This is a genomic window from Caballeronia sp. SL2Y3 (assembly GCF_022879575.1).
Taxonomy (GTDB): domain Bacteria; phylum Pseudomonadota; class Gammaproteobacteria; order Burkholderiales; family Burkholderiaceae; genus Caballeronia.
This window is the reverse complement of record NZ_CP084261.1, coordinates 1,141,079-1,164,654: the sequence shown is the minus strand read 5'-3', so window position 1 is coordinate 1,164,654 and position 23,576 is coordinate 1,141,079. Positions and strand designations below refer to the sequence as shown.

General features: G+C 62.8%; 23 protein-coding genes and 1 pseudogene. 15 read left to right on the top strand and 9 right to left on the bottom strand.

Translation table 11 applies throughout. The features are described 5' to 3' along the window. The first annotated feature begins 130 nt into the window (after positions 1–130). Complete coding sequence (locus tag LDZ26_RS18730) at positions 131–1,333, top strand: glycosyltransferase (protein WP_244849633.1); 1,203 nt, start codon at positions 131–133, stop codon at positions 1,331–1,333. Positions 1,334–1,352: 19 nt separating this feature from the next. Here the strand turns inward: LDZ26_RS18730 and LDZ26_RS18725 are convergent, their stop codons facing one another. The 3 genes from LDZ26_RS18725 to hpnA form a co-directional block, all read right to left on the bottom strand. Then, complete coding sequence (locus LDZ26_RS18725; protein ID WP_244849632.1) at positions 1,353–1,937, bottom strand: hypothetical protein; 585 nt, start codon at positions 1,935–1,937, stop codon at positions 1,353–1,355. Between the two features lie 221 nt (positions 1,938–2,158). Then, positions 2,159–4,405, bottom strand: a complete 2,247-nt coding sequence (locus LDZ26_RS18720; protein WP_244849631.1) for an NADP-dependent isocitrate dehydrogenase — start codon at positions 4,403–4,405, stop codon at positions 2,159–2,161. Between the two features lie 275 nt (positions 4,406–4,680). Further along, positions 4,681–5,691 (bottom strand): hopanoid-associated sugar epimerase, encoded by a 1,011-nt coding sequence (gene hpnA / locus LDZ26_RS18715; protein WP_244849630.1) that lies wholly within the window; start codon positions 5,689–5,691, stop codon positions 4,681–4,683. Positions 5,692–5,864: 173 nt separating this feature from the next. On the opposite strand from hpnA, the gene LDZ26_RS18710 reads away from it, so the two are divergent. The 5 genes from LDZ26_RS18710 to LDZ26_RS18690 all read left to right on the top strand — a co-directional run bounded on the left by LDZ26_RS18710 (position 5,865) and on the right by LDZ26_RS18690 (position 12,041). Next, complete coding sequence (locus LDZ26_RS18710) at positions 5,865–9,011, top strand: response regulator (RefSeq protein ID WP_244849629.1); 3,147 nt, start codon at positions 5,865–5,867, stop codon at positions 9,009–9,011. A 16-nt stretch (positions 9,012–9,027) separates the two neighbouring features. Further along, on the top strand, positions 9,028–9,864 hold the full coding sequence (locus tag LDZ26_RS18705; RefSeq protein WP_244849628.1) for a protein-glutamate O-methyltransferase CheR: 837 nt from the start codon (positions 9,028–9,030) through the stop codon (positions 9,862–9,864). A gap of 2 nt (positions 9,865–9,866) precedes the next feature. Beyond that, a complete protein-coding gene (locus LDZ26_RS18700) occupies positions 9,867–10,466 on the top strand; it encodes a chemotaxis protein CheB (protein WP_244849627.1) in 600 nt (199 codons plus the stop codon). A 39-nt stretch (positions 10,467–10,505) separates the two neighbouring features. Further along, positions 10,506–11,645 (top strand): hybrid sensor histidine kinase/response regulator, encoded by a 1,140-nt coding sequence (locus LDZ26_RS18695; protein WP_244849626.1) that lies wholly within the window; start codon positions 10,506–10,508, stop codon positions 11,643–11,645. A gap of 99 nt (positions 11,646–11,744) precedes the next feature. After that, positions 11,745–12,041, top strand: a complete 297-nt coding sequence (locus tag LDZ26_RS18690) for an acylphosphatase (protein ID WP_175942315.1) — start codon at positions 11,745–11,747, stop codon at positions 12,039–12,041. A gap of 20 nt (positions 12,042–12,061) precedes the next feature. Here LDZ26_RS18690 and egtD read toward each other — a convergent pair whose 3' ends face one another. Continuing rightward, on the bottom strand, positions 12,062–13,030 hold the full coding sequence (gene egtD, locus LDZ26_RS18685; RefSeq protein WP_244849625.1) for an L-histidine N(alpha)-methyltransferase: 969 nt from the start codon (positions 13,028–13,030) through the stop codon (positions 12,062–12,064). Positions 13,031–13,316: 286 nt separating this feature from the next. Here egtD and rarD point away from each other — a divergent pair, with 286 nt between their 5' ends. Further along, a complete protein-coding gene (gene rarD, locus LDZ26_RS18680; protein ID WP_244849624.1) occupies positions 13,317–14,285 on the top strand; it encodes an EamA family transporter RarD in 969 nt (322 codons plus the stop codon). Positions 14,286–14,308: 23 nt separating this feature from the next. Here the strand turns inward: rarD and LDZ26_RS18675 are convergent, their stop codons facing one another. After that, entirely contained in the window at positions 14,309–15,226 is a 918-nt protein-coding gene (locus LDZ26_RS18675; RefSeq protein ID WP_244849623.1) for a LysR substrate-binding domain-containing protein, read from the bottom strand. A 149-nt stretch (positions 15,227–15,375) separates the two neighbouring features. Between LDZ26_RS18675 and LDZ26_RS18670 the strand changes: the two genes are divergently transcribed. Beyond that, positions 15,376–15,618: a hypothetical protein gene (locus tag LDZ26_RS18670; protein WP_244850337.1), complete on the top strand. Its 243-nt coding sequence runs from the start codon at positions 15,376–15,378 to the stop codon at positions 15,616–15,618. Then, on the top strand, positions 15,615–16,565 hold the full coding sequence (locus LDZ26_RS18665) for a LysR substrate-binding domain-containing protein (protein ID WP_244850323.1): 951 nt from the start codon (positions 15,615–15,617) through the stop codon (positions 16,563–16,565). Before LDZ26_RS18670 ends, LDZ26_RS18665 begins: the two co-directional genes overlap by 4 nt. Before the next feature lie 6 nt (positions 16,566–16,571). Here LDZ26_RS18665 and LDZ26_RS18660 read toward each other — a convergent pair whose 3' ends face one another. Both LDZ26_RS18660 and LDZ26_RS18655 read right to left on the bottom strand, forming a co-directional pair. Then, on the bottom strand, positions 16,572–16,931 hold the full coding sequence (locus LDZ26_RS18660) for a hypothetical protein (protein WP_244849622.1): 360 nt from the start codon (positions 16,929–16,931) through the stop codon (positions 16,572–16,574). 208 nt (positions 16,932–17,139) lie between these two features. Continuing rightward, positions 17,140–17,613, bottom strand: coding sequence for a hypothetical protein (locus LDZ26_RS18655; RefSeq protein ID WP_244849621.1), 474 nt, complete (start codon positions 17,611–17,613; stop codon positions 17,140–17,142). Between the two features lie 360 nt (positions 17,614–17,973). Between LDZ26_RS18655 and LDZ26_RS18650 the strand changes: the two genes are divergently transcribed. Together LDZ26_RS18650 and LDZ26_RS18645 are read left to right on the top strand one after the other, a co-directional pair. Then, entirely contained in the window at positions 17,974–18,339 is a 366-nt protein-coding gene (locus LDZ26_RS18650) for a hypothetical protein (RefSeq protein ID WP_244849620.1), read from the top strand. A 105-nt stretch (positions 18,340–18,444) separates the two neighbouring features. After that, positions 18,445–18,849, top strand: a complete 405-nt coding sequence (locus tag LDZ26_RS18645; RefSeq protein ID WP_244849619.1) for a hypothetical protein — start codon at positions 18,445–18,447, stop codon at positions 18,847–18,849. Positions 18,850–18,969: 120 nt separating this feature from the next. On the opposite strand, the gene LDZ26_RS18640 is transcribed toward LDZ26_RS18645, so the two are convergent. Both LDZ26_RS18640 and LDZ26_RS18635 read right to left on the bottom strand, forming a co-directional pair. Next, the gene (locus LDZ26_RS18640) at positions 18,970–19,536 is read right to left on the bottom strand and encodes a transglycosylase SLT domain-containing protein (protein ID WP_244849618.1); all 567 of its coding nucleotides are present in this window, start codon (positions 19,534–19,536) and stop codon (positions 18,970–18,972) included. A 104-nt stretch (positions 19,537–19,640) separates the two neighbouring features. Next, positions 19,641–21,036, bottom strand: a pseudogene (locus LDZ26_RS18635) (DHA2 family efflux MFS transporter permease subunit). A 485-nt stretch (positions 21,037–21,521) separates the two neighbouring features. Here LDZ26_RS18635 and LDZ26_RS18630 point away from each other — a divergent pair. Genes LDZ26_RS18630 through LDZ26_RS18615 form a run of 4 tightly spaced genes read left to right on the top strand, consistent with a single transcriptional unit; the run spans position 21,522 to position 23,382 of the window. Then, the gene (locus LDZ26_RS18630; RefSeq protein WP_244849616.1) at positions 21,522–22,010 is read left to right on the top strand and encodes a type VI secretion system tube protein Hcp; all 489 of its coding nucleotides are present in this window, start codon (positions 21,522–21,524) and stop codon (positions 22,008–22,010) included. Next, positions 22,007–22,411: a DUF3592 domain-containing protein gene (locus tag LDZ26_RS18625; RefSeq protein ID WP_244849615.1), complete on the top strand. Its 405-nt coding sequence runs from the start codon at positions 22,007–22,009 to the stop codon at positions 22,409–22,411. Before LDZ26_RS18630 ends, LDZ26_RS18625 begins: the two co-directional genes overlap by 4 nt. Further along, complete coding sequence (locus tag LDZ26_RS18620) at positions 22,305–22,820, top strand: DUF3592 domain-containing protein (RefSeq protein WP_370650708.1); 516 nt, start codon at positions 22,305–22,307, stop codon at positions 22,818–22,820. Before LDZ26_RS18625 ends, LDZ26_RS18620 begins: the two co-directional genes overlap by 107 nt. Continuing rightward, entirely contained in the window at positions 22,813–23,382 is a 570-nt protein-coding gene (locus LDZ26_RS18615; RefSeq protein ID WP_244849613.1) for a hypothetical protein, read from the top strand. Before LDZ26_RS18620 ends, LDZ26_RS18615 begins: the two co-directional genes overlap by 8 nt. The last annotated feature ends 194 nt before the right edge of the window (positions 23,383–23,576 follow it).

The window sequence follows — 23,576 nt, the reverse complement described above, 5'->3', positions numbered from 1 at the left end:
TCGGCAGGCCGCTGCCATCCTGATTCGTGTGTCCTCCGTGCAACGCGTGCTTCGCCGTCGAGCGCGGTCGATGCTCGCGCGCCCATGGGTGCGCTGCCCGCCACGCGGGTTCAAGCTAATCGTCAAACTCATGTTACTCATCGCCTGGCTGTCGTTGCTGATCTGGATCGTGCTGCTCGTTGCGCGAGGTGGCTTCTGGCGCGCGCAGCCCGCGCCCGCGCTTTCGGATGCCGCCGTGCACGCCGTCGGCCAAGCGGAGATCGCGCGGCGCGGCGCGTGGCCCGCGCTCGTCGCGGTCGTCCCCGCCCGCAATGAAGCCGACGTGATCGGCCGCGCGGTCGGCTCGTTGCTGAAGCAGGACTATGCGGGCGCGTTCCACGTCGTGGTCGTCGACGATCACAGCACCGACGGCACGGCCGCCGTCGCGCTCGCCGCAGCCCGCGATCTCGGCCTCGAAGACCGCCTGACCGTGCTGACGGGCAAGCCGTTGCCGCCGGGATGGTCGGGCAAGGTCTGGGCGCAGTCGCAGGGCATCAATGCGATCGACACGCTCGGTCTTCCCGCCGAATTCCTGTTGCTCACCGACGCCGACATCTACCATCCGGCCGATGCCGCGACGCAACTGGTCGCGCGTACCATTCTGGAAGATTGCGATCTCGTTTCGCTGATGGTGCGCCTGCGCTGCGACTCGCCGTGGGAGAAGGCGCTGATTCCGGCGTTCGTGTTCTTCTTCGCGAAGCTGTACCCGTTCGCCTGGGTCAACGACCGGCGCAAGATGACCGCGGGCGCGGCGGGCGGCTGCATGCTCGTGCGCCGTTCGGCGCTGGCGGAGGCGGGCGGCATCGAATCGATTCGCGGCGAACTGATCGACGATTGCAGTCTCGCGCTGCGCATCAAGCATCGCGCGGGCAAAGCGGACGCGCGTCCCATTCGCCTCGATCTCGCGGACCGCAGCGAGTCGCTGCGCCCGTACGACGACTGGCGCGAAATCTGGAACATGATCGCGCGCACCGCGTTCACGCAGTTGCGCTATTCGCCGCTGCTGCTGGCCGGCACGGTGCTCGGCATGGCGCTGATCTATCTGGTGCCGCCCGTGTTCGCGCTGACGTGGGGCGCGCGCGCATGGCCCGCGTGCGCGGCCTGGGCGATGATGTGCATCGCCTATGGCCCGATGCTGCGTTACTACCGGCGGTCGTTGTTATGGGCGCCGCTGTTGCCGCTCGTCGCGCTGTTCTATGTCTCGGCGACGATCGGTTCGGCCGTGCGCTACTGGAGCGGCAAGGGCGGACAGTGGAAGGCGCGCGTGCAGGCGCCGACGCAGGAAGGTTCTTGATCGGGCGGCGGCGCGGAACTTAGCGCCGCGTCAGCATCGCGTACAGTTCGACGACCATGTCCGGCGAAAACGTGAACGGCACCCAGCCGTGACCCGTGTGCCGCATGATCAGCAGGCGGTCGCCGTTCGCGTGCTTCTGCACCGCCATCACCGGGTTCTTCGTCGCCGCGAAGCGCCAGCCGGGCGCAACGCCCATCGGCTGTTCCACCGACATCGACGCCCGCACGTTCGACAACTCCTCGATCAGTTCCGACACGCCCTGCGGATTCAGCAGCACGGACTTGCCGCCGATGGTCATCTGAATGGTGTCGCGGTCCGGGCGCGAAACATTGAGCGCAGGCGCCGCGTCGGGTTCGGCGTCGGCGGGCGCTTGCGTCTGAGCGTCGGTGGCTGCGAGCGCGGTTTCATCGGAATCGCTCGCGCGCGGCGGCAGCGGCGCGGGCGGCTCGGCGATATCGTCGGTGGCCGACGCAGCGACAGACGACGCAGCGACAGACGCAGGGACAGACTGAGCGGCAGCGCCGGTAACAGCAGGAACGGTGGCGGCCCGGAGGAGCGCATCGAGGCTCGACTCCAGCGCGCCGAGCTGGTCATGTAGATTCATGCGAAGTTGGATGTCTTGCGAAGCTGGCAGCGAGGGCAAGAATTTTACCTGCTCCCCTTCCTGCGAGCCGGCACACGTTGTAACCAAATGCGTTGAAACGGCGCGGGGTGCAATGCCCCCGGGACTGAACGCCGCGAGCAGGCGTTCGAAAAGAAATCGCGTTGGCGCCGAACGCCAACGCGATGGTGAGCGCGGGCATGCCGCCCGCGCTCCTTGCTGCGTTACTTCGATTGCGCTTGCGCGAGCGCGGCGTTGAGCGTCTGGCTCGGACGCATCACAGCGGTGAGCTTCGCGTCTTCCGGCTTGTAATAGCCGCCGATATCCGCTTCGCTGCCCTGCACGACCGTCAGTTCCTCGACGATCTTCTGCTCGTTCTCAGCCAGGCTCTTTGCGAGCGGCGCGAAGAACTCGGCCAGTTCGCGATCCTCCGTCTGGTTCGCCAGTTCCTGCGCCCAGTACATGGCGAGATAGAACTGGCTGCCGCGGTTGTCGAGCTGGCCGGTCTTCGGCGACGGGCCCTGGTTGTTGTCGAGCAGCTTGCCGGTGGCGGCGTCGAGCGCCTTCGCGACGAGCTTCGCCTTCGCGTTGTTGCTCTTGATGCCGAGCTCTTCCAGCGACACCGCCAGCGCCAGGAACTCGCCGAGGGAATCCCAGCGCAAGTGGTTCTCTTGCACCAGTTGCTGCACGTGCTTCGGCGCCGAGCCGCCCGCGCCCGTTTCATACAGTCCGCCGCCCGCCATCAGCGGAACGATGGACAGCATCTTCGCGCTCGTGCCGAGTTCCATGATCGGGAACAGGTCGGTCAGGTAGTCGCGCAGGATGTTGCCGGTCACCGAAATGGTGTCGAGGCCGCGGATCACGCGTTCGAGCGTGTAACGCATGGCGCGCACTTGCGACATGATCTGAATGTCGAGCCCTTCGGTATCGTGATCCTTCAGGTACGTCTCGACCTTCTTGATGAGCTCGTTCTCGTGCGGACGGTACGGGTCGAGCCAGAACACGGCCGGCATGCCCGAATTGCGCACGCGCGTGACGGCGAGCTTCACCCAGTCGCGGATCGGCGCGTCCTTCACGAGGCACATGCGCCAGATGTCGCCTTGCTCGACTTGCTGCGTGAGCGATTCGATGACCTCGTTCGTCGCGTTATCGACGATACGCGCCGTGCCGTCTTGCGGAATCTCGAAGGTCTTGTCGTGCGAGCCGTACTCTTCGGCCTTCTGCGCCATCAGGCCGACGTTCGGCACCGTGCCCATCGTGCGCGGATCGAATGCGCCGTTGGTCTTGCAGAAGTTGATGATTTCCTGATAGATGCGCGCGAACGTGCTTTCCGGAATCAGACACTTCGTGTCTTGCGGACGGCCATCGGCGCCCCACATCTTGCCGCCGGCGCGAATCATCGCGGGCATCGACGCGTCCACGATCACGTCGTTCGGCGCGTGCAGGTTCGAGATGCCCTTCGCCGAATCCACCATCGCCAGTGCCGGACGGTGCTCGTGGCACGCGTGCATGTCGCGGATGACTTCATCGCGCTGCGATTCCGGCAGCGCCTCGATCTTCGAATACAGATCGACAAGACCGTTGTTGACGTTCACGCCCAGTTCTTCGAAGAGCTTCGCGTGCTTGGCAAACGCGTCCTTGTAGAACACCTTCACGGCGTGGCCGAAGACGATCGGGTGCGAGACCTTCATCATGGTCGCCTTCACGTGCAGCGACAGCATGACGCCGGTCTTGCGCGCGTCTTCCATCTGGTCTTCGTAGAACGCGATCAGCGCCTTCTTGCTCATGAACATGCTGTCGACGATCTCGCCTTCCTGCAGCTTGACCTTCGGCTTCAGCACGATGGTTTCGCCGCGCTTCGTGACGAGTTCCATGCGCACTTCGCGCGCCTTGTCGTTCGTGATGGACTTTTCGCCGTGATAGAAGTCGCCGTGCTTCATGTGCGCGACGTGCGTGCGCGACGCCATGCTCCATTCGCCCATGCTGTGCGGATGCTTCTTCGCGTAGTTCTTGACGGCGAGCGGCGCGCGGCGGTCCGAATTGCCTTCGCGCAGAACCGGGTTCACCGCGCTGCCGAGACACTTCGAGTAACGCTGGGCGATGGCCTTTTCTTCGTCGTTCTTCGGCTCTTCCGGATAGTTGGGCACCTTGTAGCCCTTGCCCTGAAGTTCCTTGATCGCGGCGACGAGCTGCGGCACGGACGCGCTGATGTTCGGCAGCTTGATGATGTTGGTGTCCGGAAGCTGCGTGAGGCGGCCGAGTTCGGCGAGGTTGTCCGGAACGCGCTGCTCTTCGGTCAGGAATTCGGGGAATTCGCCGAGAATGCGCCCGGCGAGCGAAATGTCGCTGGTTTCCACGTTCACGCCGGCCGGCGCGGTGAACGTGCGGATGATCGGCAGAAAGGCGCTGGTCGCGAGCAGCGGAGCTTCGTCGGTCAGGGTGTAGATGATGGTGGGTTGCTGATTACTCATCGCTTGTCTCGACATCCAGAAACGGGTTGAAAAAGGACCGCCGGCTACTGTGGACCTGCGCGGGCGCTCTCGCGCCTGCGGTCGCACGCAACATGGTTGCTCGCGCCTTCCGGCATCAGTCCGCTATTTTGCCTGATTTTGCGGGCGCCGCGTGCGTGAAATTGCTCGCCGAAGCACCGGAAAACGGGCCTTTCTCCGTTGGATCAATGACTTAGAATTTTTGGGTCTTATACAAGAGTGCGTTGCAGGCGATCGGCGGACTGCGCCCGCGCGTCTTACGCGTCGAGATAGCCGTTCGCCCGGAACCAGTCGAGCGCGTCGCGCAAGCCTTCGCGATACGGCCGCGCCCGATAGCCCAGTTCCGCTTCCGCCTTCGCCGACGTGAAGTACATCTTGTTCTTCGACATGCGCAGGCCGTCGACGGTCACGAACGGCTCCTTGCCGCTCACCTTCGCGAACATCTCCGCGCCGATGGCGAGCGGATACAGCGGCCCGCGCGGCAGCTTGATGGTCGGCGGCTTGCGGCCGACGAGTCCGGCGATATCCGCGAGCATCTGCTGCAACGGCAGATTTTCGCCGCCGAGAATGTAGCGCTCGCCGATCTTGCCGCGTTCTAGCGCGAGAAAGTGGCCGTTCGCGACGTCATCCACATGCACGAGATTCAGCCCTGTATCGACGAACGCGGGAATCTTGCCGGTCGCCGCCTCGACGATGATGCGCCCCGTCGGCGTCGGACGCACGTCGCGCGGGCCGATGGGCGTCGACGGATTGACGATGACCGCCGGCAGCGCGTCGTTCCCGACCATCCGTTCCACCGCGCGCTCGGCCAGCACCTTGCTGCGCTTGTATGCGCCGATGGTGCTTGCCGCATCCGACGGCTTCGTTTCGTCGACGATCGCGCCCGAGCTCGTCACCTTCAACGTCGCGACGCTGCTCGTGTAGACGATGCGCTCGACGCCTTCGGCGAGCGCCGCGCGCATCGTGGCCTCGGTGCCTTGCAGGTTCGCGCGCTCGATCTCGCTCGGGTCCGGCGCCCAGATGCGATAGTCCGCCGCGACGTGAAAGAGATAGCGCATGCCCTTGAGCGCCGTGCGCATCGACGCTTCGTCGCGCATGTCGCCGACGACGATTTCCGCGTCGAGCGACTCCACGTTCTTGCGCGGACTCGTCGCGCGCACGAGCAGCCGCACGTCGAAACCGCGGTCGATGGCGAGCCGCGCGAGCGCCGACCCGACGAAACCCGAGGCGCCGGTGATGAGCACGCGAGAGCCGGATATATCTGTCATTCTTACCTCGTGAGATGCGCTCTTCGCGCGATCGTTCGTAACAAGTGCCGCGCCGAAATGGCTGCGCGAATCGCCGCCGGAGCCGATGTGACAAGGCGTTGCGGCTCGTGCTATGGTCCGTGCCTGCTGCGGGGCGCGCGGCCTTCGCAAAACGGACACACTACTGGTCAACGATGCCTCAGGACAACCGCAACCACGCTCTTTGGATCTACATCGCCATCGCAATCTCCCTTGCGGTGCTGTTCGCCATCGATCTGCTGATGCCCATGCGCGTCGCGATCTGGGTGTTCTACGTGTTGCCCGTCGTGCTGTGCATGTGGATCAACCGCCCGGCCGTTCCGATCATTACCGCGGGCGCGGGGTCGGTGCTGATGATTCTCGGCTACGTGCTTTCCACGGGAGACTCCGTCGCCAGCCGCGAAGTGCTGCAACTCAATCGCGCGATGGGCATTTTCGTGCTGCTCGTGCTTTCGATCGTGGCGCACCTGTATATCAAATCGCGGCTCGCGGTACAACGCACCGCCTGGTTGCAGGAAGGCGTCGCGCAAATGAGTCTGCAATTGCGCGGCGAGCAGTCTCCGGCGTCCATCGGCGTCAGCATTTTGCGTTCTCTCATTCCGTATGTGAATGCGAAGGTGGGCGTAGTCTACGTCCTCGAAGGCGAGACGCTCGAACGCATCGCGGCCTGGGCGCTGCCCGACGAAAACGGCGCGCCGCGCCGCATTGCGCGCGGCGAGGGGCTCGTCGGACAGGCGATTGTCGACAAGCGCGTGCTTCAGCTTCGCGATGCGTCCGCGCATTATCTGAAGGCGGGATCGGCGCTCGGCGCGGCGTCGGCATCGCGCGTAATCGTCGCGCCGCTTTACGCCGATGGCGATGTGGCGGGCGCGATCGAAGTCGGTTTCGTCGGCGACGAGGGCCGTTTCGACGACGCCCGCGTGCTGCTGGAACTGGCCGCCGAAGCGATGGGCATGGCGATGCGCTCGGCGCGGTATCGCATGCGGCTTGTCGAACTGCTGGAAGAAACGCAGCGGCAAAGCGAAGAGTTGCAGGTGCAGCAGGAAGAACTGCGCGTGTCGAACGAGGAACTTGAGGAACGCGGCCGCGCGTTGCAAGACTCGCAGGCGCGTCTCGAACAGCAACAGGCCGAGCTCGAACAGACCAACGTGCAGCTCGAAGAGCACGCGCAGCATCTCGAGCGGCAAAAGACCGAACTGCTTCAGGCGCAGCAGGAGTTGACCGCCAACGCGCTGGAAATGGAGCGCGCGAGCCAGTACAAGTCCGAGTTCCTCGCGAACATGTCGCATGAGTTGCGAACGCCGCTCAATAGCTCGCTGATTCTCGCGAAGCTGCTGCAGGACAACAAGCAGGGCAATCTGACGGACGAGCAGGTGCGCTACGCCGCGACGATTCACTCGTCCAATAGCGATCTGCTTTCGCTCATCAACGACATTCTCGATCTGTCGAAGGTCGAAGCCGGCCAGATGGACGTGCAGTTCGCGCCGACGGCCGTGGAGTCGCTGATGCAGGCGCTGCGGCAATCTTTCGCGCCGGTCGCGGAAAGCAAGGGGCTTTCGTTCGTCACCGAAATCGGCGAGAACGTGCCGCAGTACTTCGTCACCGACAGTCAGCGGCTTTTGCAGGTGCTGCGCAATCTGCTGTCCAACGCCTTCAAGTTCACCGAGCGCGGCAGCGTGACCGTCGCCGTTCTGCGCGCGGGCGACGACGCGGTGCGCTTCGAAGTGCGCGATACGGGCATCGGCATTCCGCGCGACAAGCAAGACCTCATCTTCCAGGCGTTCCAGCAGGCGGACGGCACGACGAGCCGCAAGTACGGCGGCAGCGGCCTCGGCCTGTCGATCTCGCGCGAATTCTCGCGGCTCCTCGGCGGCTCGGTCGGCGTATCGAGCGAAGTGGGGCGTGGCAGCGTGTTCTCGGTGACGCTTCCGCTCGACAGCCATGAAGGCACCGTGACCGCGAAGCTCGACACCATCGGCCACATGAAAGAGCCCGAACCGGCTGCGGTCGAGCCGCCGCGCGCCGTGGCGCCTGCGCCCGCGCCCTCGCCCGTTCCACCGCAACCGGTTGCCGCGATGCCCGAGCCACAAGGCATCGCCGATGACCGCGCGAAACGTCAGCGGCCGAATCGCGTGATTCTCGTGATCGAAGACGATCGACGTTTCGCGCATATCCTTTACGACCTCGCGCACGAACTCGACTTCGACTGCGTGCACGCGGCCACGGCCACGCAGGGCGTCGAGCTCGCGCGCTCCATGCAGCCGAACGGCATTCTGCTGGATATCGGCTTGCCCGATCAGTCGGGTCTCACCGTGCTCGAATGGCTCAAGCACGACCCGATGACGCGCCACATCCCGATTCATATCGTGTCCGCCACGGATCACGCCGATGTCGCGCTGCATCTCGGCGCAATCGGCTATACGCTCAAGCCGAGCGCCCGCGACGATCTCGCGCAGGCCATCCGCAAGCTGGAAGCGCGTTCGTCGCAGGGCCCGCGGCGCGTGCTCGTGGTCGAGGACGACCCCGCGCTGCGGCAAAGCATTCACGCGTTGCTGGCGAGCGAGACGGTCGGCATCGTGGAAGCCGGATCGATATCGGAAGCGCTGGAGGAGATGAAGCGCGCGCCGTTCGATTGCGTCGTGATGGACCTGGCGCTGCCCGACGGTTCGGGCTACGAGTTGCTGGAGAAAGTCTCGACGAGCAGCGGCCACGCGTCGCCGCCGGTGATCGTCTATACGGGCCGGCAGATTTCGGCGGAAGAAGAACAGCGTCTGCGGCGTTACTCGAAGTCCATCATCATCAAGGGCGCGAAGTCGCCGGAGCGCTTGCTCGACGAAGTGACGTTGTTTCTGCACAGCGTCGAAAGCGCGCTGCCGCCGGAGCAGCAGCGCATGCTGCGCGCGGCCCGTCAGCGCGACGACGTGTTCGAAGGCCGCAACATCCTTCTCGCGGAAGACGACGTGCGCAATATCTTCGCGCTTTCGCGCGTGATCGAGCCGCTCGGCGCGACGCTCGAAATCGCGCGCAACGGACGCGAGGCGCTGGAAGCGCTGGCGCGCCGCGACGACATCGATCTCGTTCTGATGGACGTGATGATGCCCGAGATGGACGGCCTCACCGCAATGACCGAGATTCGCAAGCACCCCGAGCACGCGCGCCTGCCGATCATCGCGCTGACGGCGAAAGCCATGCAGAGCGATCGCGAGAAATGTCTCGAGGCGGGTGCGGACGACTACATATCGAAGCCCATCGACGTGGATAAGCTCGTGTCGTTATGCCGCGTCTGGCTGCGGCAGCGATGAACCGACATTCGATCCGATGAACGACAGCAAGCACGAGGAAGACGCCACGTTCGACATCGAACTGAAGCTGCTCCTCGAAGCCATTTATCTCAAGTATCAGCACGACTTCCGGCATTACTCGGTGAGTTCGCTGCGGCGCAGGCTCGCGCAGGCCGTGCATGACCTGGAATGCGAAACGCTTTCGCAGTTGCAGGAGCGCATACTGCGCGAACCGGCGCTCTTCGCGCGGCTCTTTCAGTACCTCACGGTGCAGGTCAGCGAAATGTTCCGCGACCCGAGCTATTTCCGCGCGATACGCGAGCAAGTCGTGCCGATTCTGCAGACGTATCCGTCCATCAAGGTATGGGTCGCGGGTTGCAGCAGCGGCGAAGAGTTGTGGTCGCTCGCGGTGCTGTTCGCCGAGGAGAACATCGCGGAGCGCACGCTATTCTATGCGACGGACATCAACGCCGAGGCGTTGCGGCAGGCGGAGAGCGGCATCTATCCGCTGGAGCGCATGGCGGGCTTCAGCCAGAACTACCTCGCGGCGGGCGGCAAACGTTCGTTGTCGGACTACTATCACGCGGCGTACGGCGCGGCGAAGTTCTCGCAGACGCTCAAGTCGCGCGTCGTGTTCGCGGATCACAGCCTCGCCACCGACAGCGTGTTTCTGGAAGCGCACCTCGTTTCGTGCCGCAACGTGCTGATCTATTTCGATCGCGCGTTGCAGGACCGCGCGCTCGGACTGTTCAGCGATTCGCTCGTGCGGCGCGGCTTTCTCGGACTCGGCAGCAAGGAAAGCCTGCGCTTTTCCAGACACACGGACCGCTTCGCGGATTTCAACGCGCGCGAGCGGCTTTATCAGAAGGTATAGCGATGAGCCCCGCAGCCATCCCCGATGCCTTCGACGCCGTGGTGATCGGCGCATCCGCGGGCGGCGTCGAGGCGCTCAACCTGCTGCTGCCCGAGTTGCCGCGCGACTTCGCGGCGCCGGTGCTGATCGTGGTGCATGTGCGGCACGGTCAGCCGAGCCTCTTGCCCGCGCTCTTCGCCGAACGCTGCCGGCTGCGCGTGGTGGAACCGTTCGACAAGGACGAGATCGCGCCTGGCACCGTGTATTTCGCGCCGCCCGGCTATCACATGATGGTCGAGGCCGAAGGCGGCGAGCCGCCTGCTATCGCGCTGTCGGTAGACCCGCCGGTGCGCTTCTCGCGGCCATCGGTGGACGTGCTGTTCGAATCGGCGGCGCATGCGTACGGCAAGCGGCTGCTCGGCATCGTGCTCTCGGGCGCGAACGACGACGGCGCGCGCGGCGCACGCGCGATCCGCGATGCAGGCGGCCTATGCTGGGCGCAGGACCCGAAGACGGCCTCCGCGACCGCGATGCCGCTCGGAGCCATCGCGCAAGGCGCGGTGCAGGACATTCTCACGCTGGACGACATGGTCGTGCGCCTCGCGGGACGCGCGCGCCGATAAGACGTTCGACACGCAACAACGAAGGCAAGGAGTCACCAGATGACGCAACCCATTCATGTGCTGATCGTCGACGACATCCGCAACAACATCACCGCGCTCGAAGCGTCGCTCGCGCGGCCGGATCTGTCGGTGCTGAAGGCGGAATCGGGTCCGGCTGCGCTCGAACTCCTGCTCAAGCACGAAGTCGCGCTCGCCATCCTCGACGTCAACATGCCCGGCATGGATGGCTTCGAGCTGGCGGAATTCATGCGCGGCAGCCCGCGCACCGCGCACGTGCCGATCATCTTTCTGACCGCGACGGCGCAGGACACGAACCGCACGTTTCGCGGCTACGAAGCGGGCGCGGTGGACTTCCTCTACAAGCCGTTCGATTCGCGCATCCTCAATTCGAAGGTCGATGTCTTCATTCAGATCGAACGGCAGAAGCAACAGCTCGCGACGCAACTCGCCACCGTGCAGCAGCTGCTCGATGCGAACGAGATGCTGATGGCCGTGCTCGGCCATGACCTGCGCACGCCGCTGTCGGCGGTAATCGCGTCGGCCGAATATCTGTCGCGCTTCGTGAAGGACGAGAACGTCGCGAATATCGGCACGCGCATCAAGTCGAGCGGCATGCGCATGGTCCGCATGGTCGATCAGTTGCTGAACCTCGCGCGGCTGCGCGGCGGCCGCGTGACGTTGCAGCCGCGAGCGGTCGAACTCAGCACGCTTGCGAAGAATATCGTCGAGGAATACGAGGCGCGCGTCGGCAAGGGACGCATTTTCGTGCTGCGTCAGGGCGATACGCTCCTGCAAGCCGACGGCGATCTGCTCTCGCAAGTGTTCTCGAATCTGATCGGCAATGCGCTGCAGCACGGGCTGGAAGGCGCGGCGATACAGGTGCGGCTCGAAGGCGGCGCGCAGAACGTCAGCATCATCGTGCAGAACGCGGGCGAGATCCCGCCCGACGTGGTGCCGAACATCTTCGCGCCGTATCGGTCGGGGCGGCGTCAGCATGAATCGGGCGGGCTTGGCCTCGGCCTTTACATCACGCGGGAAATCGCGCGGATGCACGGCGGCGATGTGAAAGTGCGCTCGTCCGCGGAGACGGGCACCATTTTCGAAGTCACGCTGCCTCGCGTGGCGCGTCCCACTGCGGGCGATCGGGACGATAACGTGCAGACGTTTCGTCTAGGCTGAACGCGCAAGTCCGGACGCGCAAGTTCGAACGCGCGGTCTACGCGGATTCGCGCGCGTGACTACAATGCGGCGTATGAATCAGTCACGAGGAATTGCATGATGTCCGGCCCGGATCTCGATACGAGGATCGAAACCTATTACGTGCGTGTGAAAGGCGTGGTGCAGGGCGTCGGGTTTCGCCATCACACCGTGCGGCGCGCGCATGCGCTCGGCGTGCGCGGCTATGTCGCGAATCTCAACGACGGCTCGGTGGAAGCCGTCATTCAGGGCGCGGCGAATCAAGTCGATCTAATGCTGGAATGGCTGCGACGCGGGCCGCCGCATGCCCGCGTCACCGATTTCTTCAGCGAAGAGCGGTACGTCGAAAAGCGCTACGAACGCTTCGAGCAGCACTGAGCAGCACTGAGCGGCACGCGTTAGCGCGCGACCAGCAGGCTCTCCGCGAAGTGCCATTCGTCGTCGCGCCATTGGTGCGTGCATTCGAAGCCCGCATCGATGGCGATTGGCGCGACTTCTTCGGCTGCGTACTTGTGGCTGCTTTCCGTCCAGATGGTTTCGCCTTCGCGGAAGTCGACGTGCAAGCCGGCATCGCGCACGCGCGCCGTCAACGGACGCTTCGCGCGCAGGTGCATTTCGATGCTGCGCGCGTCGGGATTGAAGCGCGCGACGTGTTCGAACGCGTCGAGCGGAAAGTCGCCGTGCAACTCGCGGTTGATGCGCGCGAGCAGATTCAGATTGAACGCCGCCGTCACGCCGATGGGATCGTCGTAGGCCGCGATCAGCACGGGCAAGGGCTTGATCAGATCGGTGCCGAGCAGAAGCGCATCGCCGGGTTCCAGCATGCTGCGGATCGACTGGAGGAACTTGGTGGCCGCAAGGCGCGCGAAGTTGCCGATGGTGCTGCCGAGAAATAGCACGAGCAGCCGCTCGCCCTTGTTACGCCGGGCGCTTACTTCGGACAGGCCGGCCAGATAGTCGCGTTCGTAGCCGACGATCGAAATGCGCTCGATATCGCCCAGTTCGCGACGGCATAGTTGCAAAGCCGTGCGCGAGATTTCGATGGGGTAGTAGGCGGTCGGCTGCTTTTTACACAGTGCTTCTAGAATGCGGCGTGTCTTGCGTCCGCTTCCGCTGCCGAGTTCCGCGACTTTCACGTTGCCGGGCAGCGCGGCCACGATGTCGGCGGCATGCGCCTTCAGCACGCGTTCTTCGGCGCGCGTCACGCCGTATTCCGGCAGCGCAGTGATCACTTCGAAGAGGGCAGAGCCGACTTCGTCATACAGATACATCGAAGGCAGTTCTTTCTGCGGGCGCTTGGACAAGCCGGCATGAACGGCTTCGGCAAAGGCACTGGAAAAGCGGGGCGACGGGGCAGCTTGAGTCATGACGTCTCCATCGATGCGGCGTTTTCTTCGCGTGCTTGTGTGAATCGGGCACGGCGTTCGGATGCGGCTGATGCAATGACGTGAGCGGCGGCTTCGCGCGGTGCTCGACTTTCTGTGGACTTCTGGATTGCCCGTGGGCATAGACGGTTTAAGACAACGTCCCGGTGCAGCGAGTTCAGGCCTATTCGCGGTTCATGCGCCGGTGCTCGCGCGATACGACGTTAGAATGCGCAGTTCTTCCGCTTCGCCGGCCAACGCAACCACTCGGCGCCTCGCGCTTCTTTCGATGAATCAGCATGTCCTCGGACGCGGCATTGCGCTTTCCGTCGCCGCTTCCGCTTTGTTCGCGCTCCTGTCGGGCTATACGAAATGGCTTGCGCCGCTCGACGGACTCGACATTTTTGCATGGCGCATTGTCTGGACGTTGCCGGGTGCGCTGCTGCTGGTGGCGCTCTCCAAACGATGGCCGCAATTATGCGCGCTCGTGGCGAACCTCGCCAGAAACGTGCGCCTGCTCGCGGCTTTCGTTGTCTGCACAGCGCTCCTCGGCGTGCAGCTATGGATATTCTTGTGGGCGCCGCTGCATGGACGCGCGCTTGAAGTGTCGCTCGGCTATTTTCTTTTGCCGCTCGCGATGGTTCTCATCGGGCGCCTCTACTACCGCGAACCGCTCGACGCGCTGCAATGGGCGGGCGTGGCAGCGGCTGCGCTCGGCGTGGCGCACGAGTTCTTCATAACGCGTGCGTTCGCTTGGCCCACGCTCGTCGTGTCGCTCGGCTATCCGCCTTATTTCATGCTGCGGCGGCGGCTGAACGTCGATCCGCTCGTGGCGTTCGCCATCGAAATGATGATGCTGGCTCCAGTCTGCGTGATCGCGCTCATCGTGCGCGGTTCGTTCGCCGTCGTCGCGGACTCGCCGCTTCTATGGAGCGTCTTGCTGCCGGGCCTCGGCGCGTTGAGCACGATTGCGCTCGGCTCTTATCTGCGGGCAAGCCGCTATTTGCCGCTCGTGCTGTTCGGCATTCTCGGCTATGTCGAACCGGTGTTGCTGGTGGCTGTCGCGGTCTTGCTGCTCGGCGAACCGTTCACCGCGAGTCAGTTAGGAACGTATGGGCCGATATGGATCGCAGTCGCGCTGACCGCTGTGCATAGCGCGCGGCTCTTGCTGCGCGAGCGCGCGTTAAGGGCTGCGTCGGCGGTGAGCCAGCATCGCGCGGGCGTCGAACATGAGACGGGTGGCGAGCGCGTCCATTGAGCAGTTCGTTATAGACTGCTGCCTCACTCTCGTCCGCACACATCCGAGCCGAGCGTATGCAGATGCGCATCGAGCGCTTCGACGAAGCGGCGCGCCAGCAAAGACGGAGCCGCGTGCAAGGGCATGGCCATGCGCACGGCGACGTCGATAGACGGCATGAGCGGCCTGATCGACAACTTCTCGGCGAACGTGTTGGCGACGTATGGGTTCACGATGCCTACGCCGTTGCCGGCTGCCACCAGCGCGCAGATCGTGATCGACGAAGTGGTCTGAATCGAGAACTCGGCTGGCATGCCGTGCGCGAGAAGCAGGTTCTCGATGTCGATCGTGAGGTCGTCCATCTCACCAAGCGAAAGCAACGGCTCGGACCGCAGCATCTCAACGCGTACCACCGGTTCGCTTTCGAGCCGATGGCCCGGCGGCAGCACGCATACGGCCGGCATCGTCTTCACGACCGTCGTCCCGAAGTCCTGCTCGTCGAGCTTGCCCGTGGTCAGAATGAGATCGAACAGATCCTGGCGCAGCAAGTCGGTCAGTTGCGTCGTGGCGAGCGTCTGAATGTTGATGTAGGTTTCCGGAAACTGCGTTCTGAACGCCCGAACGACCTGCGGCAGCAGCCCGACTCCCAGCGTGGGCGTGCAGCCGAGGCACAGCGCGCCCGTGCCCGACTTGCGCAGCAGCGATACCACGGACTCGATTTTCTCGAGTCCGTCGAAGTGCTTCTGAATGGTCTTGTACAGCAGCTTCCCTTCGCTTGTCGGTCTCAACCTGCCCTGATGCACTTCAAACAGTTTGAGGCCCGAGAATCTTTGCAACTCGGAGAGGCGGCGGCTGATGGAAGGCTGCGTCGTGTTGAGCATCGCTGCTGCGCCGGTGGTGGTGCCTTGCTGCACGACGGCGCGAAATGACTGGATGAGCTGAAAATTCAACGGTCGGGTCATGTGTTTCGTAATCTGTCGAACGAAGATGCACCGCGCGTCGCGCCGACGCAGCGTATATCGAAAGTGAATAGCCTCGCGACAAATTCGAATTTTATTAGTGCGAGTCGCAGCGATATCCTTACGTCAAACTTTCGTCAAGGACCTCGCCGATGCGTTTGCTTCACTCCATTCGGATTGCCGCGACGGTGACCGCGCCGAATGGCCGCTACGCGCTATGCGCCGACTACAGGCGTCTCTTCGTCACGCACGAAACCATCGGCTACAGCGTGCACGAGGGGCCGCTCACCATACTGCGCGCGCCCGCCACTGACGGCATATATCGGATGAATCTCGCGACGGGGAAGGCGACGCTTTCGTGCGGGCCGGGATCGCCAGCTTGCCGCTCGGCATGAAGATCCACCAGCTTCGCGCGCTCGTCGCTGTCGCCGATACAGGCAGCGTGCGTGGCGCCGCGCGGCTGCTCCATGCGTCGCCGGCCGCGATCACGCAAAGCCTCCAACAGCTCGAAGGCGATCTCAGGCTCCGTCTCGTCGCACGCACGCCGTCCGGAGTCACGCTCACGTCAGACGGGCGGACCCTTCTCGAACACGCACGCCTGATCGTCGGACAGATCGAGCGCGCGCACCAGGCTGTCAACGCGATGCGGGGCGAGGCGCGCGGACGGCTTTCAATTGCGGTGACGGCGTGGGTCGCGATGACGTTCCTGCCCGAAGCCGTGTTGCGGTTTCGACGGATCATGCCCCACGTGCAGCTGGAATTTTTCGAGGGATTGCTGGCGATTGCGAATCCGCGCCTGCGCGACGGCAGTCTCGATATCCACATCGGGCGTCAGGCGCCGGGCGAGATTGCGTCGGAGTTCGCGTTCAAGCCGCTTTTCCTGACGACGCTCGCGGTCGTCGCGCGGCAAGGTCATCCTCGCGGTGAGACCCGGTCGCTTGCCGATCTTCTCGATGCCGACTGGCTCGTCGCACTCGATCCGGAGACCGAGGGGCTCGCGCCATACACGATGTTCGCGAAACACGGCTTGCCGGCGCCACACAGCGTTCATTTCCTGCATTCGCTGACGGTTGCGGTGTCGTTGCTAAAAAGAACGGATATGGTCAGCATCTTTCCGTGGCCGCTCGTCGAACGCTGCGCGGCACGCGAATCGCTCTGCGCGATACCTTTGCGCGAGCAACTCGACGACTCGATCGTCGGGGTGATCACGCGAACGGGACAGCCGCGCAGCGCGGCGGCCGAGTGCTTTGTCGATTGCTTGATCGACGCCATTCGCGATCCAGCGTGGATCAGCACGCCGGAGATACAGAGAGCAATGCACTCGGTCGATGTCCTCATCTAGCGCGCTTCACGGAAGCGGTTGCAGCGCGGTCCATGCAGACCAGCCCGTGTCGCTATCGGGCTTCGCGACACGCAGTGCGCGCGAGCCGTCGCCGAAAATCAGCGACTCGGTACGACAGGCGTTGATGTCGGGAATCCTGGACGTTCCGACGTAGCCCAGTTCATGAGTGAACTGCAGATTGCCTTCCCGCAACACGCCAAGGTAAGAGTCGAAGTCTTCATCACTCGAATGATTAGCACAACGATTCAAAAACGTCGCGACGAATTGTGCATCGAACATGGTGGTCTCCCGATTTTCGTCATCTCCGCAGGCGCTGTTATCGCCTGCATTTTCTGCGGCGAGCCCGGCAACAGGCGGACGAGTCATCTCCGTTCGCGCCCGCCAGCGTCAATGCCTGGGCCCTGGACGCCTTCGAGCCAACGCATGAGTGAATTGAAGCGATTCGAAGGCTTCATCGAATCGGTTCAAGCAAGCGCCAAAGAAAAAGCGAGCCCGCAGGCTCGCCAGATGTCACAACGCACGGGACGCTTATGCCGACGCGCCCCAAAGCGCGATGCGATAACGCCGGCCTCCCTTACTTCTTTGCCGCGTCGACCTTCGCATCGGCAGCCGCCTTGTTTGCGTCGCTTTGTGCCTCGACTTTCTCTTTGTCGGCTTTGGCTTGCGCCACCTTGGCATCTTGCGCTGCGTCCTGCTTCTTCTTGTCCGCCTTGGACTGCGCAGCGTGCTTCTTCTTGTCGGCTTTCGCCTGTGCCTTGGCGGCATCACCGCGGGCGTCGGAGGCTTGCTCCGGCGTGGTCGCCTGCGCTACTTTCGCGGCTTCCTTGTTGGCATCGTCCTGAGCGGATGCCTTGTCCTTGTTGGCGGATGCCTGCGCCTTGGCGGCATCGTGTTGAGCATCGGTCTTCTTGTGGTTGGCAGTGGCCTGAGCTTCGGCCTTTTCATGATCAGCTTTGACTTGCGCCTTGGCGGCGTCGGATGCGGCCGTTTGCGCGAAGACAGTGCTTACGAGCAGCGTGGATGCGAGAGCAGCGACGATTTTCTTCATGATGTTCGACTCCTATGATCCTGCGTTCTTTGGACACGCCATGATCGGCATGTGACGATGAAAACGCCGCGTGGTCGCGCGCCGTTGACCTTGCTTTCGTGACAAACCGTAACCGGTGCGAGCAAATGCAACGTCGGGAGTGCAGATTCCAGCAAGCGTGCGCAAGGGGTTCGAAGTCAAGAGAGCCTTTGTAACGAGACGGCAAATCTACCCGAGCTTGTCACGTGGTATGCTTCGGAATCCGAAGCAAACCGAATTTGTAATCGTTGAAATGCACCGTTACCAACTGCTGCAGTTATTTCCAAAGCGCCTGCTTAAGATGCGTCCATACACCCGGCATTCGGGAACGGAGAAGAAGTCATGAAACGCGCAGCGCTTGTCTTGTTGATGATCGGTAGTTTGTCCGTGGCGGGTCAGGCATCTGCACACGGTCACGGCGGCGGTCATGGCCATGGTGGAGGGGATGGCGGCGCCATCGTCGGCGCATTGATCGGCGGCGCGGTGCTGGGCGCATTGGTCACGTCGGTCGCGAATGCCCAGCCCGCCTACTCGGAGCCGGTGTACGCACAGCCGGCATATGCGCAACCGGCTTATGCGCAACCGGCTTATGCGCAACCGGCTTATGCGGAACCAGCTTATGCGCAGCCCGCGCCGCCGGCCGGCTATTGCTACGACGGCTACCGGCGCGCTTATGTCCCGTGCGCGCCTGCGGGCTACGGCTATTGAAGCGCCGCGAGCCGGGCGGATGCGGCACGTTGCTTGCGCTTGATGAATGCGGCCGTTGTGGCGAGTTGCTGCATCGGCCGGCACGCTAACTCTTGGAGACTTGCAATGAAAGCGATCAGGACGAAGCTGGTGGTTTCAGCGCTGGTGTTGGGCTTGTCGGGCGGCGTCTATGCGCAGGCGGGCGGCGGCGGTGGCGGTGCAGGCGGCGGCGGTAGCGCAGGCGGTGGCGGCGGCGCGGGCGCGGCAGGCGGAATGGGCGCGGGCGGCAATGGCTCGGCCGGAGCGGGCTCGAGCGCGTCGGGCAAGGGCGGCGGCGTCGGCATGGGCGGCACCGGCATGGGCGGTTCGAGCGACGGCACGAGCGGTACCGGCGTGAACAGCGGCATGGGCAACAACGGCGCGAACAACGGCATGGGCCAAGGCACCATGCAACGCAGTGGCCCCGGCAGCACGGGTAGCTCGAGCAGCAAAAGCCCCGGCGGCATGGGGCACGGCAACAACTCGCAGTAACAGCAGTTGAACAACATCGAAGCGGCTAATGCCGCATCTCAGCGCGCAAGCGGGTTTTATCGCCGTGGAGTTTGCGGCATCCGCCACGCGGCGGCGCGCAAGAAAAACAACAAGAAGCTATTACTGAGCAGGCGCGGACGCTGAATAAACAGCCGCCACAGGCTCGAACGTCTTGGCTCGCAGACTCACTTTTTCCGCATAAGCACGCGAACCGCCGTAGTTCTTGAGCGCGGCGTCGACATCGCCTTGCGCGGATTTCAGATAGCCGTGCAGGATGGACGAGCCGATTTCGATATTCGTCTCCGGCTCCGTCAGGTCCACATTGCGCACGAGCTTCTTGTGCGCGGACGGCACCACTTGCATGAGCCCGGTTGCGTTATTCGCGCCGACTGCCGTTTCCTTGAAACGCGATTCGATTGAAATAATGGCGAGCAGCAGCGCCGGCGGCAGCGAGTATTTCGACGCGGACGCCATGACCGCGCTCGCTATCGTTTGCGCTTTTTCGCGCGCGACGCCGAACTTGCGCGTGATGACTTCGGAGATTTTGTGGCGCGCCGCGTCGAGGCGGGAGTCCTGCTGCACGACTTCTTGCGGGTTCGTGGCGCTGGCGGCGAGCGGGTCTGCCTGAGCGAAGGCGGTGTTCGCGAAGGTCAGAACGAGGGCGAAGAGTAAGAATGTGCGGCGCATCGGTCTAGCGAGGTAAGCGGTGCCGCATTATATCGTCACAAAATGTCCTTTGTGATCAGTCACTTGTCTTAAATACGACGAATCGTTTCGATAGCCGGAAGAATTTACTTCGCCGAGGAAGCCGAGATGCCTTCGCCGGCGTCGTCCGAGAGTCGCGCGAACATCGGCAACGAGGCGAGGACGAGCAGCGCCGTCGCGATGAATCCGCAAGCGAGCTGCCACCGTTCGGTCTGCGCGCTGCCGGAGACGAGCATCCGTGGCCTGAATGGTGCCCGCCGCGACGGTCACGCCGAGCGCCTTCATCAATTGCTGCGCGGTGCCCTGGAACGAAGTCGCCGCGGCGAGGCGCGACTTGGGAACGTCGGCGAACGCGAGCGCGCCCATCGTCGCGAAACTGAGCGAGCGGCCAAGACCGCCGACGAGCAGCAGCGCGAAAATCGCACTGGCGGGCCACGCTTGAGACATCGTCGAACAGACGTCGAGCACGGCGGCGAACGAGACGCTGCCCGCGCACAGCACCGTGCGTACGGAAAAGTGCTGCAGCGCGAGCGCGGTCATCGGCCGCATGCAAAACGAGCCGAGCGCGCTCGCAAAGGTCACGAGTCCGCTCGCCGACGCGCTATAGCCGAACCCCGTCTGCAACGTCAGCGGCACGAGAAACGGCAATGCGCCGGCACCCGCGCGCGAGAGACTGCCCGCCACGGTCGCGGCGTGGAACGTCGGAATGGAAAGCAGCGAGAAGTCGATGGCCGGATTCGGCGTCTTTCGGCAATGCACGACCGTCGCCCTGAAAAGCAGCACGCCGATGACGACGCATACCCACGGCACGCCGTCCGGCAGCACGTGGCGGCCCGCGCTTTCTATCCCGACCATGAAAAGACTGAGCGATGCGCCCGAGAGCGCCATGCCCCGCAGGTCCGGCGGCGTGCGCGCTTCGGGCGGCGAAGGCGGCAAGAGCCGCCACGTCAGCAGCAGGCCGGCCAACCCGACCGGCACGTTGACCCAGAAGATGCTGCGCCATGAGAGCGCGTCGGTGAGGAAGCCGCCGAGCGGCGGACCGAGAAGCGGACCGACGAGCGCGGGCATCGTCAGCCATGTTGTCGCCTGAAGCAATTCTTCGCGCTTGACGCCGCGAAACAGAATGAGGCGGCCGACGGGGACCATCATGGCGCCGCCGAGTCCTTGAACAACGCGCGCCGCGAGCAGCTGCGGCAGGTTCATCGCGGCGGCGCAGGCAATGGAAGCCAGAGTGAACGTGGCGATGGCCCACATGAAGACGCGTCGAGCGCCGAAGCGGTCGGCCACCCAGCCGCTTGCGGGAATAAAGACGGTCAGCGCGACAAGATACGCGGTAATGGCGCTGCTCAGATGGACGGCATCGACGTGGAGATCGCGGGCCATTGTCGGGATGGCGGTCGCGACGATCGTGCCGTCCATGTTTTGCATGAAGAGCGCGCTGGCGACGACGGCGGCGGTGATGCGGAAGTTGCCGCCGTTCATTTGGAGGGTCCAAGGCCTTGGAATCTTTGCATGCTTTCATTCTAGCGGTAATGGAGTCGGCCCCGGGGGTCATGGAAGGCGGCAGCTTCCGCATTGCTTGGCGCTCATGCCGCGGTGGCCGACCGATTCGACCTCAGGATGCAAGCTGTTGCGCGTCTCATGAACCGGCGTTTCGGCTGCGTGGCCAACGACCGTTACCCCCAGGGTTGATTGACCGCGTAAGCAGAGCCATATATAGCCCACTGACCGCGCGCGTGGTAGAGGCGCTCCAGTATCTTCGTACGCACGTGGACCGCGTGGCCGTCGATGGCGAGGACGGGGCGCGGGTATGGCCCGGGAGGAATCGATAAAAGGAAGGTGTCCTGAATTCAACGGACGGCAGGTAGTGTCACGTCAAATTGTGTGGTGGTGCGTTCATTAAGGTTTGGATGGACCACACTGTGAACGTCGCTCCGACGTTTTTTGACAACCGGCAGAGGTAGTTGATGGCAGGTAGCAATATCTATATCAAGATTGACGGCATCACCGGAGAGTCGACCGTATTCGGCCATGAGGGTGAGATCGAGGTCGTGAGCTGGGATTGGGAGTTGTTTCGCAATTCGCGCGACCAGTCGCCCCACAAGAGAACGTCGGTCGGACACCTCTCATTTGTCCATGAGGTGAGTCTAGCGTCCTCTGGACTATTGAACTATCTTGTGCTGAACAAGGTGGCAAACAAAGCTGTGCTGAGGGCCAACAAGCCGACCGCACAGCCGCAAGCGGCAGGCATCGTCGGCAAGCTTCTTCCGCCTCAGCCCTTCCTTAGCCTGACGCTACAGAACGTCATGGTCATGAGTATCAAGCCATACGGCTGCATGGCTGGACACTACGAACAGGTTGACCTCTCGTTCACCAAGTTCAAGCACGAGTACGCGGCAGGCGTCGCTGGCCTGCCCGGTCCGAAAGCAACGGTGGAATACGATCTGACGCGATGAAGAACAAGCGTCTTATCAGGCGATATGCCATCGTCATTGGAGCGGCGATCTGGTTTGTGCAGCAACCTGCTCGTTCTTCCACTACGGATTTCTTGAGAACTTCGCAGGTGGTTCCGGGCGAAGTGGTGAGACTGAATTCAGATAGCCAACATCCGCAGGTCGAGTTTACGACGCTAGAGGGACAGCGCATCTCGGTCGTAGCGCAGAGTCGGTCGCCGGTCAGCGTGGGTGAAAAGGTGGAGATGCGATACGACCCGAAGCAACCGCACATCGCGAAGATCAATACCCTTTGGGATGTGTGGGGTGCGCATCTGTTTCAAGCGTGGCCGTTCATGGGGTTGCTTGTCGCTGAGATGCGCGGACTTTCCGCGAGATGGGGGGCCAGTGAAGAGAGTGATTAGCCTGAGGTCACGGCCTATTAATTGGTATGGGGTCTTTATCGGAACAGTCATGTTCTGCATTCAACTCAGCTTCCTTCCCAATACCATCGAGTTCGTTCGCGTTTCGAAAGTGGCTTTTGCAGAAGTCGTCAAGTTGAACGCGGGCGGTAAGCACCCGGAAGTCGCATTCACGACTTCGGACGGACAGCGTATCTCTGTTCCAACAAGTAGCTGGTTTCATTCTGTCGATGTGGGTGACAAGGTAGAGATACGCTACGACCCACGACAACCCGGCAACGCAACTATGAACACGTTGTTTGGTGTTTGGTCCCTGCATTTGTTTTGCGGCGTTCCAGCAATGGTTCTAATACTGAGCGGATTGCTTGGTTTTCCTCGGCAGGGATGGGGGGTTAACGAAAACGATGATTGAAAGTAAGTGGACCTTTGAGACATCGGCGGGGGGTAGCGCTGGTGTCGGACCCGTCACATTGTCCAACGGAATGTTTGTTTTGAATGACCCGTCTAAGCGTCCGTTCAAATTCGACTATCAGGTGGGTGGTTTCGCATTGGGACCGGGCCTGCGGCTGCCGTCGCGTTTTCAGCTTCCAGAACTGAAGCTGCCTCGATTCATTTCGAAAGACGGCACCCTTGCTGGAACGGGCGCGACCAGCGATTTCGACGGTGGCGGTAAGATATTTCGCTTCACGCAAAAGGAGCTTGAACCATCTGATTTCGTTGGACTCACGTTGAGTTTCGATTTCGGTGGCGGTGTGCTCGTCGCTGGGGGCATGACATGTTATCTAGCGGCTCTGCATCAGCTCATGGTCATGGCGTGGCTTTTCAATCCGGGAGTGTTTGCTAACGCCCTGTTCCGTTCTGCTAAGGCGTTGGTGGTAACGTGGGGCGTAAGTGAGGGTCTAGTAGACGGTATCAACGCGACACCGATGATCGGTTCAATCTCCCACCCAGGGCCGTACGTCGAGCAGCCATGATATGCAGATGAAGCGCATGGAGACGTTCGTCGTCGTTGTCACTTGTTCTTGATCTAACAAGAAGAAGCGGTGCGATCGCGGTAGCAGCTGTGCAATGCACAAACCAGAAACCAACGAGGCGGCATGAAGATCGTCCCGTCAAAACGATCTACAAGAAGATTGTTTGACGTTCACGGACGTTGCGGCTGCGTGGT